The sequence below is a fragment of the Zunongwangia sp. SCSIO 43204 genome, from assembly GCF_019904275.1.
Taxonomy (GTDB): Bacteria; Bacteroidota; Bacteroidia; order Flavobacteriales; family Flavobacteriaceae; genus Zunongwangia; species Zunongwangia mangrovi.
Window position 1 is genome coordinate 1,839,861 of record NZ_CP063204.1, and the last position, 14,338, is coordinate 1,854,198.

The 14,338-nt window shown below is 35.8% G+C and carries 13 protein-coding genes; 8 read left to right on the top strand and 5 right to left on the bottom strand.

Annotated elements, in window-relative coordinates:
* The first annotated feature begins 21 nt into the window (after positions 1-21).
* Positions 22-531, top strand: coding sequence for a DinB family protein (locus INR75_RS08125; RefSeq protein ID WP_223091487.1), 510 nt, complete (start codon positions 22-24; stop codon positions 529-531).
* A gap of 120 nt (positions 532-651) precedes the next feature.
* Complete coding sequence (locus INR75_RS20445) at positions 652-1,140, top strand: PLDc N-terminal domain-containing protein (protein WP_255584674.1); 489 nt, start codon at positions 652-654, stop codon at positions 1,138-1,140.
* Between the two features lie 69 nt (positions 1,141-1,209).
* On the opposite strand, the gene INR75_RS08135 is transcribed toward INR75_RS20445, so the two are convergent.
* The 4 genes from INR75_RS08135 to INR75_RS08150 form a co-directional block, all read right to left on the bottom strand.
* Positions 1,210-2,160, bottom strand: a complete 951-nt coding sequence (locus tag INR75_RS08135) for a pyridoxal-phosphate dependent enzyme (RefSeq protein WP_223091488.1) — start codon at positions 2,158-2,160, stop codon at positions 1,210-1,212.
* 72 nt (positions 2,161-2,232) lie between these two features.
* Positions 2,233-2,676, bottom strand: coding sequence for a universal stress protein (locus tag INR75_RS08140; protein ID WP_223091489.1), 444 nt, complete (start codon positions 2,674-2,676; stop codon positions 2,233-2,235).
* A 12-nt stretch (positions 2,677-2,688) separates the two neighbouring features.
* On the bottom strand, positions 2,689-3,618 hold the full coding sequence (locus INR75_RS08145) for a glyoxylate/hydroxypyruvate reductase A (protein WP_223091490.1): 930 nt from the start codon (positions 3,616-3,618) through the stop codon (positions 2,689-2,691).
* 54 nt (positions 3,619-3,672) lie between these two features.
* Complete coding sequence (locus tag INR75_RS08150) at positions 3,673-5,037, bottom strand: acyl-CoA dehydrogenase family protein (RefSeq protein ID WP_223091491.1); 1,365 nt, start codon at positions 5,035-5,037, stop codon at positions 3,673-3,675.
* A 202-nt stretch (positions 5,038-5,239) separates the two neighbouring features.
* On the opposite strand from INR75_RS08150, the gene INR75_RS08155 reads away from it, so the two are divergent.
* From INR75_RS08155 to INR75_RS08165, 3 genes are read left to right on the top strand one after another with little or no spacing between them, the layout of a single operon-like run.
* Complete coding sequence (locus INR75_RS08155) at positions 5,240-6,034, top strand: GLPGLI family protein (protein ID WP_223091492.1); 795 nt, start codon at positions 5,240-5,242, stop codon at positions 6,032-6,034.
* 10 nt (positions 6,035-6,044) lie between these two features.
* The gene (locus INR75_RS08160; RefSeq protein ID WP_223091493.1) at positions 6,045-6,836 is read left to right on the top strand and encodes a GLPGLI family protein; all 792 of its coding nucleotides are present in this window, start codon (positions 6,045-6,047) and stop codon (positions 6,834-6,836) included.
* Positions 6,820-9,429: a carboxypeptidase-like regulatory domain-containing protein gene (locus tag INR75_RS08165; RefSeq protein ID WP_223091494.1), complete on the top strand. Its 2,610-nt coding sequence runs from the start codon at positions 6,820-6,822 to the stop codon at positions 9,427-9,429. The genes INR75_RS08160 and INR75_RS08165 overlap by 17 nt, the downstream gene beginning before the upstream one ends.
* 69 nt (positions 9,430-9,498) lie before the next feature.
* On the opposite strand, the gene metK is transcribed toward INR75_RS08165, so the two are convergent.
* A complete protein-coding gene (gene metK, locus INR75_RS08170) occupies positions 9,499-10,755 on the bottom strand; it encodes a methionine adenosyltransferase (RefSeq protein WP_223091495.1) in 1,257 nt (418 codons plus the stop codon).
* 889 nt (positions 10,756-11,644) lie between these two features.
* Here metK and INR75_RS08175 point away from each other — a divergent pair.
* The 3 genes from INR75_RS08175 to INR75_RS08185 all read left to right on the top strand — a co-directional run bounded on the left by INR75_RS08175 (position 11,645) and on the right by INR75_RS08185 (position 14,128).
* Positions 11,645-12,811, top strand: a complete 1,167-nt coding sequence (locus INR75_RS08175) for a PLP-dependent aspartate aminotransferase family protein (protein WP_223091496.1) — start codon at positions 11,645-11,647, stop codon at positions 12,809-12,811.
* A 115-nt stretch (positions 12,812-12,926) separates the two neighbouring features.
* On the top strand, positions 12,927-13,334 hold the full coding sequence (locus tag INR75_RS08180; RefSeq protein ID WP_084839714.1) for an Rrf2 family transcriptional regulator: 408 nt from the start codon (positions 12,927-12,929) through the stop codon (positions 13,332-13,334).
* A 164-nt stretch (positions 13,335-13,498) separates the two neighbouring features.
* Entirely contained in the window at positions 13,499-14,128 is a 630-nt protein-coding gene (locus tag INR75_RS08185) for a phosphoadenosine phosphosulfate reductase family protein (RefSeq protein ID WP_092540677.1), read from the top strand.
* The last annotated feature ends 210 nt before the right edge of the window (positions 14,129-14,338 follow it).

Consider the following 14,338-nt stretch of genomic DNA (forward strand, 5'->3'; position numbering starts at 1 on the left):
AACTTCCATAAGATATTTTATATGAATACTGAAAAATTGCCAGAGGTTTGGTTGCGTGGGCCGCTTCCCGAAATTCCTTTATTGCTACAACCGGCTGCGCATGCACTTTTGCAGTCTAAAGAGGAGGTTTTCAAATATACTGAAGGTTTTTCTGAAGGATTACTGTGGAAGAAACCTGCCGGAAGAGCAAGCGTTGGCTTTCATTTGCAGCATATTACCGGAGTTTTAGATCGCATGCTTACTTATGCTGAAGGAAAACCACTTTCTGAAAAGCAATTTGAATATCTGCGGAATGAAGGTCTTGAAAATAATGAGCTAAAAATCGATAATTTGAGCCAGAGTTTTTCTGAAAAAGTAAATGAAGTTTTAGCGATATTTAAAAGTACCCCTGAAGCAATTCTAACCGAAAAGCGTTTTGTAGGTAGAAAGCAATTACCTTCTAGCGTAATCGGATTGTATTTTCATGCCGCAGAACATAGCCAAAGGCATATTGGGCAAATGCTGGTAACGATAAGTGTGTTGAAAGAGTGATGATAAAAAGTAAAAAATACTACTACACTTCATTAAAACTTGCTTTTATTGTGAAAACCGACTAATTTTAGATATAATCTATTGGAAATCAATTTACTATTCATCTTAAAAATATCATCAATGCTTAGAAAATTATCTATTGTTTTTGCTATCCTTATTTCGGTTTTTATTATTTCGTGTGATAATAAAGACGAAATTTCACTAGTTGAATTCACTGAAGAAATTTTACCAAATGAGGAGATTACTGAGCTAACCATTAATAATCGGCATGCCGTGGTGACATCTGGTGACGGAAATGAATATATGGTAAATCTTGTGAATAGAGCAGAGATGCTAGATTTAGTTAGTGCAGTTCAAACAACCAATGTTGGTGTAAAAATTATTTATTCAAACACAGTCGATGCAGGTTTTGGCCTTTATGTTTGGCAATTGTTTTCATGGGTATTAATATTTGTTATACCAATTCATTTTGTGCTGCTTATTATAGCTCTAATAAAAATTATAAGATCTACAGTAGCTATGAACGAAAAGATACTTTACGCACTAATTAGCATTTTCTTTCCATTCTTTGGTTCGATAATTTACTTTGCCGTAGGTAAGAAAGCCTAAGCTTATGAGAGATTGCAGCTTTTAAAACCGTTTTATTTTATTTTAAACCGTGAAGTTAAGGTGTAAAACCTAAAACAACTCCGCCAACTTTTCTAAATCTACATTTCCACCTGAAATTATTAAGCCAATTTGCTTGTTTTTAAATTTAGCGGGCTCTTTTAAAATAGCTGCTAAAGCAACGGCGCTAGATGGTTCTACGACAATTTTCATACGTTCCCAGATCAATTTTAAGGCATTTTTGATCTCTTCTTCTGTAACCCGAATAATTTCTTCAACGTGTTTTTGAATAATAGGGAAGTTCTGGTCGCCAAGTTTTGTTTTTAGTCCGTCAGCGATGGTATTTGTACTCTCGTTCGTTTCAATTTTGCCTGAAATTAAAGATCGATAGGCATCGTCTACTTCAAAAGGTTCTGCGCCTATAGTTTTAGTATTTTCAGAAAATAAACTCACTGCAAGAGCAGTCCCAGCTATAAGTCCGCCGCCACCAACAGGTGTAATTACAATATCAAGATTGGGTTTTTTTTGAAGCAATTCTAAAGCCGCAGTTCCCTGTCCTAAGATCACTTCGATATCATTAGAAGGATGCACAAATGTGGCTCCTTTTTCAACTACGATCTTTTGGGCAGTTTCTTCCCGATCTTTTAAAGTAGGTGGGCACTCCGTAATTTTCCCGCCGTAGGTTTTTACGGCATCTTTTTTTACTTGCCGAGCGCTAGACGGCATCACGATATAAGCCGGAACTTCTAAGCTTTTTGCTGCAAGTGATAATGCCTGCGCAAAATTTCCGGAAGAATGCGTTACTACCCCTTTTTGCTGCTCTTCTTTACTCAGTTGTAAGATCGCGTTGGTAGCACCACGCATTTTAAAAGCACCCATTTTTTGGAAATTCTCGCATTTAAAAAAGATAGAACAGCCTGCGATTTCATTAGTTAAGGCTGAGGTTAAAATTGGCGTTTCATGAATGTATGGTTTAAGACGTTCGTGAACCTGTGCTAATCTTTCTTTGGTAAAAACTTCCATAAAAACAAATGCTGAAATTGGTTCGAAAAATAACCAATTTCAGCAGTAGTAAAAAAAGTTTTGATTGAATTATTACTCTTCAATAGGAACCGTAAAAATCGGAATCTTTGATTGCTTTAAAATTTCTATAGAAACATTTTCAGCAAAAAGGTCATGAAAAAATCCATGTTTATGAGTTCCCACGATCATCATATCGGTGTTAAGTTTTTTTGCTTCTTCTAAAAGGGTTTCAACCGTAGACCCCTGAATGAGCAAAGCTTCAGATTCGATATTATTTTCAATAAAAGAATCACATAATTGCTGCAGCATTCGGTGTTCTTGCCTAAATTCTTCAGCTTTTGTATCTCGAATATATTTTGGGCCAACTTCATATCCCACAAAATCTGGATCTGGATCTGCAACATGAACCAGCCATATTTTTGCTTCAAACTTTTCAGCAAAACTTTCAGCATAAGTCAGCATTTCGCCAACGGCTTCATTAAAATCTACGGCTACTAAGATGTTTTTGATGAGCATAATTTTCGATAATTAATAACCTCGATCTTGTTCTACCAGGTTTTTAAGTTCTTCATCGTCCTGAAAACGTTCGTAATTCTCTACGATTTGCGGTACAACAGATTCGGCTTCGGTTAAACTTGCGGTATGCGGAGTGATACTTATTCTTTCATGTTTCCAAAAAGCATGATCTTCTGGTAAAGGTTCTTCTTTAAAAACATCTAAAGCCGCACCGGCCAGATGACCGCTATCGATCATCTCGATAAGATCGTTCTCCTCCAGATGTTCACCACGACCAACGTTGATCACGTAAGCACCTTTTGGTAATTTTTCGAATAATTCTTTATTTAAAATTCCGTTTGTTTCTTCGGTTAAAGGAAGTAAGCAAATCAAAATTTCAGATTCCTGAAGAAAATCATCTAAACTATTATCGCCATAATATGAGGTGATATCTTCACAGTCTTTTTCTGTACGAGACCATCCTGATACTTTAAAGTTATTTTTCGCTAAAAGCTGTGCTGTAGCGGTACCAATAACCCCCATTCCCATTACGCCAATTTTCATGTCGCTGTTTCGGCAATATTTTAAAACGTTCCAGTTGCTATCTTTTTCCTGGTGTTTATATGCTGAAAGATGACGTGTGTGGTTCATTACTAGGGCTAAAACAAACTCGCTTAGATCACTGGTTAATTGTTCGTCTACCACTCTTGTGATCTTTACACCTTCTGGGAATTCTGGGTCTGATGTGATATGATCTACACCGGCACCCATCGAGGCAACTATTTTTAAATTAGGGTAGTTTTTAAAGAGTCCGCGTGGATGCTTCCAGGTTATGGCAAACTCTACTTCTTCGGTATCATGATCTTCGGGGTAAACATAAACATTCATTCCCGGATGCTGACTTTTAAGGGTTTCTACCCATTGGGATACGTCTCTTCCGGGAGCTACAACTAATACTGACATTTAATTCTAATTTTTCTTCCCCTCTTGGGGATTTGATTTTTAATTTGATTTTTGTTAGCTAACAAAAGCACTATAGCCGGTAATTGCTCTACCAACAATTAAAGAGTTTATTTCTTTGGTTCCTTCGTAACTGTAAATCGCTTCGGCATCTGCTACAAAACGGGCAACATCGTGTTCCAATAAAATTCCATTACCGCCCATAACTTCGCGGGCACGACTTACTACATCACGCATACGCATGCTGCAATACACTTTGGCCAAAGAAGCGTGCTCGTCTGTAAGCATGTCCTGGTCTTGCATTTCAGAAAGTCTAAAACATAAGGTTTGCATCGAGGTAAGATTAGAAACCATTTCTACCAAATGATTTTGTACTAATTGATATGAAGCAATTGGTCGGCCAAATTGTTCTCTTTTACGAGTATATTTTAAAGCACTTTCGTAAGCACCACGAGCACAGCCTACTGCTTGCCAGGCAACACCGGCACGCGTCATTCGTAATACATTTGCGGTATCTTTAAAGGAATTGGCGTTTTGTAATCTATCGCTTTCTGCAACTTTACAATCGGTAAGCGTGATAATGGCATTTTGTACAATACGAAGTGCCATTTTATCTTCCATTTTTTCGGCTTTAAAACCGGGATTGTCTTTTTCTACTAAGAAGCCTTTTACCTGGTTGCTGTCTACATCTCTTGCCCAAATAATGATCACATCGGCAAAAGTGGCATTACCAATCCATTTCTTTTGCCCATTTAAGATCCAGTTTTCGCCATCAAATTTACAGGTAGTTTCCAATCCGCCGGCAACACCAGATCCTACATTGGGTTCGGTTAAACCAAAAGCACCGATCTTCTCTAATTTTTGCATCTGCGGAAGCCATTTTTGCTTTTGTTCTTCACTACCGCATAAATAAATAGATCCCATGGCCAGGCCACTGTGTACACCAAAAAAAGTTGAGGTAGAAACATCGACTCTCGCAATTTCCTGCGCAATGATCCCTTCCATTAAAAACGGAAGATTAGGGCAGCCATAACCTTCGTAAGGAATCCCGGCAATATTTAGTTTTTTGAACTTTTCGATAATTTCGAATGGGAATTTTGCACGATTCCAGTGGTCATTAATTAACGGGCGAATCTCGTCTTCCATAAGATTACGAACTTTCATTTGAAGTTCCTGCTGTTCTTCGGTAAGCTTGTAATCCAAATTGTAAAAATCTCCATCGATAGGAGGCAGGTCACTTTGCGACTTTTTACGCTTTGTTTTTAACATTTTCATGAGTCCAGCAAGCTGGCGCTCATCTAATTTACCTAAAGTCTTCATGGCTTCAGATAAATCGATTTGTTTGTTGATTTTTGCCAGTTGATCCATATCAACCGACTTTAACAGGTTTACCGTGTTTCTTACTTTCTTGAAAAAAGACATGGGATTGCTTTTGTTATAATCCTCAATTTAAGGATTAAAAAGTCCCGCCGCTGTTAAGGAATTCCGAAGAAAAAGATAAAATCGAAAAGGATTTAGTGAAGTGAATTATAATCTAAATATTGAAGATTTAATTTTATACCAAAGAGTTGTAAGTGTTTTTTTTTCTTATGTTTATGTAATTTATTTCAATTCTGAATTTTAGATGATTAGACTCACATTATTAATCTGTACATTCCTTTTTAGTTTTTATGGTTTTAGCCAAAACAAAACAGGTTTAGTTTATTACGGAGAAATACAAAGTATGGGCGCCGGAGCGCCAGTGGGGCCTGATCTAAACGCTATATTAGTTTTCGATAACAATCGTTCTTTATACATTACAAGGATGGATTCTCTGGAAGGGGCGCATATTAGAGAGCAACGTAATTTTGAAGGCACCGCAAGAATTTCCAGAACTGTAACTACTAATGAAATAGGATTTAGACATTTTAATGATTTTAAAAATAAGGTCTTTACTTCAAGAGATATAGGTTTTAGTTATGTAAAAGATCATACTCCCAAAATCGATTGGAATATTTCTTCGGAAACTAAAGCTATCGGGAAATTTACAGCTAATAAAGCTACCGCTCATTTTAGAGGTCGGGATTATACGGCCTGGTTTACTCCCGAAATTCCGTTACCTATTGGCCCGTGGAAAATGCAAGGCTTGCCCGGCTTAATTCTGGAAGCTTATGATACCAATAAGGAAATTTACTGGTATTTTAAATCTATAGAGTATCCTACCGATAAATCATATTTATTAAAACCAATCGAATATGATGGGGAATGGATGAGTACTGAAGAATTTAAAAATCATATGATCGAGTCTTTAAAAAGAGCTTTGATTTCAGGTAGAATGAGTGCTGAGAGCGCAAATATAAGAGGCGTTTACGTAAACAATAAAACCCAGAATTTAATGCTAAGAAGTTATATAGAAGGATTTGCGGACGATCAAAAATAGCGGAGATATCATGTTTAGAAAGTTTATATTGATTTATGTTTTCCTTTTTAGTTTTTATGGTTTTAGCCAAGATAAAACTGGCTTAGTTCATTATGGAGAAATTCAGGGAATGGGCACAGGAGCGCCAGTTGGTCCAGATTATAAGTCGGTATTGGTGTTTAATAGCAGTTCTTCACTTTATATAACCAGAATGGATTCTTTGGAAGGAGGTCATATTAACGATCATATTAGATACGAAGGCTCTTCACGTGTTTCTAAAACGGTTGTTACCAATAAAGAAGGATTTAGATATTATAACCATTTTAAAAATAAGGACTTTACTTCAAGAGATATAGGTTTTACTTATGTAAAAGATCATACTCCCAAAATCGATTGGAATATTTCTTCGGAAACTAAAGCCATCGGGAAATTTACAGCCAATAAAGCCACCGCTCATTTTAGAGGTCGGGATTATACAGCCTGGTTTACTCCCGAAATTCCGTTACCTATTGGTCCGTGGAAAATGCAAGGTTTGCCCGGTTTAATTTTGGAAGCTTATGATACCAACAAAGAAATTTATTGGTATTTCAAATCTATAGAATATCCTACCGATAAATCATATTTATTAAAACCAATCGAACATGTTGGGGAATGGATGAGTACTGAAGATTTTAAAGATTATCTAATCAAGGCTTGGAAAGATGCTCAAATTGGAGGTAGAATGGTTGGTGAAAATGCCGGAGTTAGAGGTGCTGAAGAAAAAAATATTACTGAAAAATTAATGCTAAGAAGTTATATAGAAGGATTTGCAGACGATCAATAAGATTATAGTTGTTTTTCTTTTTGCCTGCCTGGGGAATCTTTATGGACAATCTGGTGAGTTTGTAGTGCAGGGAATCGTTCAGGATTCGATTACAAGTGAAACCATCGAAGGCGCTTCTGTAATTTTAAAGCAGGATACCCGTTTTCTGGCTTTTGGTTATACCGATTCAAAAGGTGTTTTTGAACTAAGTATCCCGGAATTTCAGGATGATTTAGTGTTGGTAGCCAACAGTATGGGTTTCGCTAAGCAGGAAATTTCTTTGCTTAAAAATAGGCGATTTTATACTATAAAACTGGTGCCACAGGCAGAAAGCCTGGATGAAGTTTTGCTGCGACCAGATGAAAAGATCGTCATTAAAACCGATACATTACGTTATAAAGTCAGCGCCTTTACCAATAAAACCGAGCAAACCGTAGAAGATGTTTTGCGCAATATTCCCGGTATCGAAATTGATGGCGATGGGAATATTAAAGCGCAGGGACAGTACATTAAAAAGATACTGATCGAAGGAGATGATTTGGCCGATAATAATTATAAGATCATTTCAAAAAACCTGGACGCTCAAGTGCTCGACGAAGTTGAGGTGATAAGCAATTATGAAGAAAATCCCGTTTTAAAACAGTTCTTAAATTCAGATGCTAAAGTCTTAAATCTAAAATTAAAGGAAGATCGAAAAACGGTACTTTTTGGAACAAATACTGCCGGGATCGGAAATCGCAAACGCTCCAAGCTAGAGAGTAATCTGGGGCTGATTAAGGAAAAAATAAAATTCCTGAATCTTGGAAAGTGGAACAATACTGGCGAATGGGCAGACGAACAGCTTTCTAATTATGTTTCAGAAAATAGTTCAGGATTCAATGATTTTGATAAGGATTTTTCAATAAAATTAGATCCGCAAGTGTATTTACAGGAAAGTACAATTATGCTCGATGAGCGAAATTATATTCAGAATAGAAGTTTTTTCGATCATTTTTTAATCCATAAACCTTTAAGCGAAAACACGAAATTAAGAGCTGCAACTTCGTATATCAATGAAGAGCTCGATCAACAGTTTGGCGGTAGTTACACTTATTTTCTGGATGATCCAATTACCTATAATGAACAACATAATTTTGGTGGAAAAACACGGAATTTTAGAAATGAGATCGAAATTTCGAGTGCGATTTCTAAAGATCATTATTTAAATATTACAAATGTGGTCGATTTGAAATCTTATGCCTCTGGTACTTCGCTTCAATTTAATAACGATCTGATCGATCAGGATTTGGACACTCAGGAAAGAAATCTGGAAACCGATATCAATTTCAGCAAAAAGATTAAAAATGGAGCAATGATCATTTATGGATATGTAGCCCATAAAAATTTAGACGAAGATTTTACAGCTTCGCCGGTTTCTTTTCTGGAAGCCGATAAAGTGATAACCGGGAATTACAAAACAACATTAAACTATCAGGGGATTGAGGCCAATTTCGTTTTCAGGAAAAAGAAATGGTCGTATAGTTTTTTTGGCGGAGTGCAGCATTTAGACGAGGAATTTGCCGGAACATCAAACGAAATAAATGCTGAAATCGCGATCGATAGCTTAAGTGGCGGTAATGATTCGCGGCAGCAAAGTTTAAGGGGTGGGCTAAAGCTCGCTTACCAGATGAATGAAAAAATGGATGTGAATGCTAAAATAACAGCCGATATTGTAGATTATAGAAACTCTTTTTTTAAAGACCAATATCTAATCTATAATCCTGAACTTTCGTATCGTTGGTTAAAAAACAGTTTTGGCAATTTTAGACTTTCTTATAAATTTCAGCAGGAATTACCAAGGCTTAGTTCTTTGCCCGGTTTTGGCGTTTTAAAAAGTTACAGGAGTATTCAATATGGGGCACAGGAAGTAGAACTTCTAAAAAGTCACCGCTATTCCCTTAGCTATATTTTGAATAAAGTAAAAGATCGATTTTTACTGAGTACAACACTGTCTTATGTAGATTATCAAAACAGTTTTTTACGTCAAAATTTTATTGCTGAAAATTATAATTTTTCGTCCTTATTTTATACAAATTCTGAAGACTTTTTAAATCTGAATGCGGGTGTGACCACCTTTATCGATAAATTGAATATGACCGCCAAACTTGGAATTAATCAAATGTGGTTTACAAGACCATCGGTCTTGAATGATCAGTTTTCTTTAATTAAGAATGAATCGCAAAATCTTTACCTGCGGGGAACAACCTATTTTAAAGGGAATTACGATTTTTATTTTCAGCTGAATTATATGAGAAATTCAGGTGAAATTGAAGGTAATTCAACCAATATTGAAAATTACTCATCCAGTTTTGAAAATGTTTTAAGAATCAACGATAAGATTTTTTTGAACCTTAAAAATGAATTATTTCTGGTAGACGATCAGTTTTTTGAAAGTAGCCTAATAAATGCCGAATATCGACCTAAGCAAAGCAACTGGATCTTTGGTTTTAATGCACAAAACTTATTCAATACTCAATATTATCGTTTTCAGAATATCAATAATTTTGAACGATCTGAACTTCGCTACAAAAGTGTAGCACGATTTATACTTGCTTATGCGAAATGGAGGATATAAAAAAATCCCCTGATTAGCAGGGGACTTTTTATCGAAAATCGAAATATTATAAATGCTTTTTAATTGAATTTATATTCCAAAAGCCGCTTTTACTTTATCTACGTAATCTAGTTTTTCCCAGGTAAATAATTCAACTTCTTTCTTTACTTCACCGCTATAAGGGCTTTTAAAGATCTTAGTTACTTTTTTAGGTTCTTTACCCATGTGGCCGTAAGCGGCTGTTTCACGATAAATAGGATTTCTAAGATTTAAGCGTTCCTCAATAGCAAACGGGCGCATGTCAAAAATCTCCCCTACTTTTTTAGCAATCTCGCCGTTACTCATTTCAACTTTAGAAGTTCCGTAAGTATCAACAGAAATCGATGTTGGTTCTACCACACCAATCGCATAAGAAACCTGAACTAAAACTTCGTCTGCAATACCAGCGGCGACAAGGTTTTTGGCAATATGTCTTGAAGCATAAGCAGCAGAGCGGTCTACTTTACTAGGATCTTTCCCAGAAAAAGCACCTCCACCGTGAGCTCCTTTACCACCATAAGTATCTACAATGATTTTTCTACCAGTAAGTCCCGCATCACCGTGTGGCCCACCAATCACAAATTTCCCAGTTGGGTTAATGTGATATTTAATATCGTCGTTAAATAATTTCTGAACGTACTCTGGTAATTGAGCGATTACTCGCGGCATTAAAATTTCGATAATGTCTTTCTTAATTTTAGCCAACATTTCTTCATCATTATCCATAAACTGATCATGCTGGGTAGAAAGTACGATAGCTACGATTCGCTGCGGAATGTTATCATCACTATATTCAATAGTTACCTGGCTTTTTGCATCTGGGCGCAGATAAGGAATTTCATTTCCTTCGCGTCTTAGCTCTGCAAGTTCGTAAACCATTTTGTGAGAAATATCCAGAGCCAAAGGCATAAAGTTGGAAGTCTCTGTAGTCGCGTAGCCAAACATCATCCCCTGGTCACCAGCACCTTGTTCCTCTTTTGTAGCACGATCTACACCCTGATTGATATCTGGCGATTGTTCGTGGATCAAAGAAATCACACCACAAGAGTCTCCACTAAATTGATAAGCACCTTTTGTATATCCAATATCGTTAATGACATCGCGGGCAATTTGCTGTACATCAAGATATGTATTAGAGCGCACTTCACCGGCTAAAACAACCTGTCCTGTAGTTACTAAGGTCTCGCAGGCTACTTTAGATTCTTCATCAAAAGCTAAGAAATTATCTAATAAAGTATCGCTAATTTGATCTGCAATCTTATCGGGGTGTCCTTCAGAAACACTTTCTGAAGTAAATAAATAAGCCATAAATCTTCTCTTTATATTATAAAAGACGGGCTAAATTTGACGTGAAGGCAGACTATAAAAAGTATCACTGCTTTAGCATTTTAACCAAGTTCTTCGAATTTGGCATACTTCTAAATTCTTCAGAAGTATTAGGGTTGCAATCAGTCAAATCTTTCCCTGTTATTAAACTGGCTACAAATGTATAAAAATTGTGTTTACTCCAACTTTCTTTAACGACTTTTTAATTTGAAATGTTTTTTGCTTCCGGTTTTTGAGAATTTTGATTTTTGCTGAATTTTGGTCTAGTCCTGTTTTATGCTGAAGTATATAGGTGATAATTGATAAATCTTTGCATAGATTCTAAGTCTTAGGTAAAATAATTTGAAATTTTTTTATCGAATTTTTTGGTTAAGAAATATTTCCGCATTTATCTTTGTAATCTCAAAAGAGAACGAAAAATGATTTTTATCAATATGATGCGCTTTATGATGATGTGGGATTTTCCTTCAGCGCGCTCTATTGCATAAATCGAAAATATAAATTGCAAAAGCCGCTGTGTAGAACAGCGGCTTTTTTTATTGAAGTATAAAATGAATCAATTTATTAAAAGAACTAATTTTACAGATAGCGGCATGCGAATGCATATGCCTGTACAATTTTAGTAGTGCCAGAAAGTATTTCTTAGTTATATATTTAATTTCGAAGATCCCTCTGGCAGAAATGTTCAGGGGGGATTTTTTTTGATTTTAGATAAGCAGAGTTGAAAATTCTTCAATAAAGTAAACCACCTTGGGGTATAATACCCTTTGGCGGTGCCAATAAAAATTAGGGAATAGCTATTAAAAGCTATAATTTAGAGTACAGAAAGAATGGTGCAGGTCACCGCGATAAAAACAATAATTTTAATACTATGTCTACTCCACATTTTGAAACCGAAGCCATACGTACGCAGATAGAACGTTCACAATTCTTAGAACATTCTTCGCCATTGTATCTTACATCAAGTTATATTTTTGAAGATGCTGAAGATATGCGCGCTTCGTTTTCTGAAGAAAAAGAACGGAATATTTACAGCAGGTTCTCGAACCCTAATACTTCAGAATTTGTTGAAAAAATAGCCAAAATGGAAGGTGCAGAAACCGGGTACGCTTTCGCTACCGGGATGAGTGCCGTATTCTCTTCACTTGCAGCTTTATTAAATAGTGGCGATCATGTAATTTCTTCCAGATCTGTTTTTGGAAGTACGCATTCCCTTTTTACAAAGTTTTTTCCGAAGTGGAATATCACGCATACCTATTTTAAAGTAAACGAGGTTGAAAAGATCGAAGGTTTAATTAAGCCAGAGACTAAAATCATCTTTGCTGAAACGCCAACCAACCCTGGAGTAGATATTATCGATTTAGAAGTATTAGGTGAGATTGCTAAAAAACATAACCTTATTTTAGTGATCGATAACTGCTTTGCAACACCTTATATTCAGAATCCTATTAAATATGGTGCGCATTTGGTGATCCATTCGGCAACAAAAATGATCGATGGGCAGGGTAGAGTTTTAGGCGGAGTAACAGTTGGAAATGCCGATCTTATTAGAGAGATCTATTTATTTTCCAGAAACACCGGCCCGGCTTTGAGTCCGTTTAACGCATGGATTCTTTCAAAGAGTTTAGAGACACTGGCGGTGCGTTTAGAAAAACACTCTGAAAATGCACTAAAATTAGCTGAATTCTTAGAGTCACACCCAAATGTTAAGCAGGTAAAATATCCATTTTTAAAATCGCATCCTCAATATGAAATTGCCAAAAAGCAAATGCGATTAGGAGGTAATATTATTTCTTTTGAGATTAAAGGAGGTATCGATGCTGGGCGAAAGTTTGTGAATTCCGTACAACTTTGTTCTCGTAGTGCTAATCTAGGAGATACAAGAAGTATAGTTACACATCCGGCAAGTACAACGCATAGTAAGCTAAGTGAAGAAGATCGATTAGAAGTTGGGATTACAGATGGATTGATTAGAACATCTGTAGGATTAGAGCATATCGATGATATTATTGCCGATATAGAACAAGCTTTGTCTTAAAGTTTGTTAGTTGGGGCATAACTTTACGACTTACCCATACGTTCTTTAAAAATGAATGAATTTTGCGAAAGTTTGTGGCGAAGGATGAAATATTAAAATTATTTATCTTCGCCATATGCTTTCAAAGAAAACGAAATACGGAATTAAGGCTTTAACTTTTATAGCCAGGCAGCCAGAAAGAAATCCTGTGCAAACTTCAGAAATTGCAAAGAGTGAAAATATCTCTCAAAAATTTCTGGAAAGTATTCTGTTGATACTACGAAAATCTGGATTTTTAGGTTCCAAAAAAGGAAAAGGTGGTGGCTACTATCTTATCAAGGAACCAGAAGATATTAAAATGACTGCGATCATAAGAGTTTTAGAAGGCCCCATTGCCATGGTGCCTTGTGTAAGTCTTAATTACTATGAAAAGTGTGATGATTGCCCAGATGAAAAAACCTGTTCTGTTCATAAATTGATGATCCAGGTTAGGGATAGTACTCTAAATGTTTTGGGCGATAATACACTTGCCGATCTTACATAAGCGTTTTCGGAAAATATAAAATGTTAAAAATCAAAAAATAATCCACAATTTGTTGGTGTATAACAAAATGAAGATTACTTTTGTTTTAATAACCTACTAAATCGATAGGTTAATAGGTTTTGAAAAATACGAATAGAATAGTGGACTTCAGGAAAGAGAAGATTATGAAAAGGTATACAGAGAAAGAATTAAAAATCCTTAATCAGCAGTTAAAAGGCATAAGCCCTGAAGAGATTATCCAATGGGTAATTTTAAACAGTAAGCGTCCAGTTGTAACAACTAATTTTAGACCTTATGAGGTGGCAATTTTACATGCTGTTTCAAAAATAAAATCTGATGTTCAGGTGGTTTGGTGTGATACTGGATATAATACACCACAAACCTACAAACATGCCAAGGAAGTGATCGATACTTTAGATCTAAATGTGAAGATCTATATTCCTAAGCAAACTGCAGCTTATCGTGATGCTATGTTTGGTGGGATTCCACAAGTAGATAGTTCAGATCATGATGAGTTCACTCGCCAGGTAAAGCTAGAACCTTTCCAGAGAGCAATGAGAGAACAGCAACCAGACATTTGGTTTACTAATCTTCGTAAAGGACAAACTGCTTTTCGTGATAGTATCGATATTCTTAGTTATAGTAAGGATGGACTTTTAAAAGTGAGTCCATTTTACCACTGGAGTGATGAAAAACTGGATCTTTATCTAGAAGAACATAATCTTCCTAACGAGCATAAGTATTTTGATCCTACAAAAGTACTTGCTAATAGAGAATGTGGTTTACACGCTTAGTAAAAAGTGGTGTTTAATTTAACCAATATTAAAAATGAATTTTATAGTAAATACAAAAGTGATGTGGTGTAAATCGATGTGTTTGCGTTGCATTATATGCACTTAAAAGTCACGCTTGTATTTAGTTATATATAAAGTCCTTTTAAGTGTAAACCGAAAAAGGACTTTTTTATTTACATCTGTTTAAAGCAGATCCCTCAATTAAAATAA

Excerpts from the sequence above, each read along its gene's own strand:
- metK (WP_223091495.1), bottom strand. The coding sequence starts at position 10,755 with ATGGCTTATTTATTTACTTCAGAAAGTGTTTCTGAAGGACACCCCGAT.
- INR75_RS08155 (WP_223091492.1), top strand. The coding sequence starts at position 5,240 with ATGATTAGACTCACATTATTAATCTGTACATTCCTTTTTAGTTTTTAT.
- INR75_RS08140 (WP_223091489.1), bottom strand. The coding sequence starts at position 2,676 with ATGCTCATCAAAAACATCTTAGTAGCCGTAGATTTTAATGAAGCCGTT.
- INR75_RS08180 (WP_084839714.1), top strand. The coding sequence starts at position 12,927 with ATGCTTTCAAAGAAAACGAAATACGGAATTAAGGCTTTAACTTTTATA.
- INR75_RS08125 (WP_223091487.1), top strand. The coding sequence starts at position 22 with ATGAATACTGAAAAATTGCCAGAGGTTTGGTTGCGTGGGCCGCTTCCC.
- INR75_RS08150 (WP_223091491.1), bottom strand. The coding sequence starts at position 5,037 with ATGTCTTTTTTCAAGAAAGTAAGAAACACGGTAAACCTGTTAAAGTCG.
- INR75_RS08185 (WP_092540677.1), top strand. The coding sequence starts at position 13,499 with ATGAAAAGGTATACAGAGAAAGAATTAAAAATCCTTAATCAGCAGTTA.
- INR75_RS08160 (WP_223091493.1), top strand. The coding sequence starts at position 6,045 with ATGTTTAGAAAGTTTATATTGATTTATGTTTTCCTTTTTAGTTTTTAT.
- INR75_RS08175 (WP_223091496.1), top strand. The coding sequence starts at position 11,645 with ATGTCTACTCCACATTTTGAAACCGAAGCCATACGTACGCAGATAGAA.
- INR75_RS20445 (WP_255584674.1), top strand. The coding sequence starts at position 652 with ATGCTTAGAAAATTATCTATTGTTTTTGCTATCCTTATTTCGGTTTTT.
- INR75_RS08145 (WP_223091490.1), bottom strand. The coding sequence starts at position 3,618 with ATGTCAGTATTAGTTGTAGCTCCCGGAAGAGACGTATCCCAATGGGTA.
- INR75_RS08135 (WP_223091488.1), bottom strand. The coding sequence starts at position 2,160 with ATGGAAGTTTTTACCAAAGAAAGATTAGCACAGGTTCACGAACGTCTT.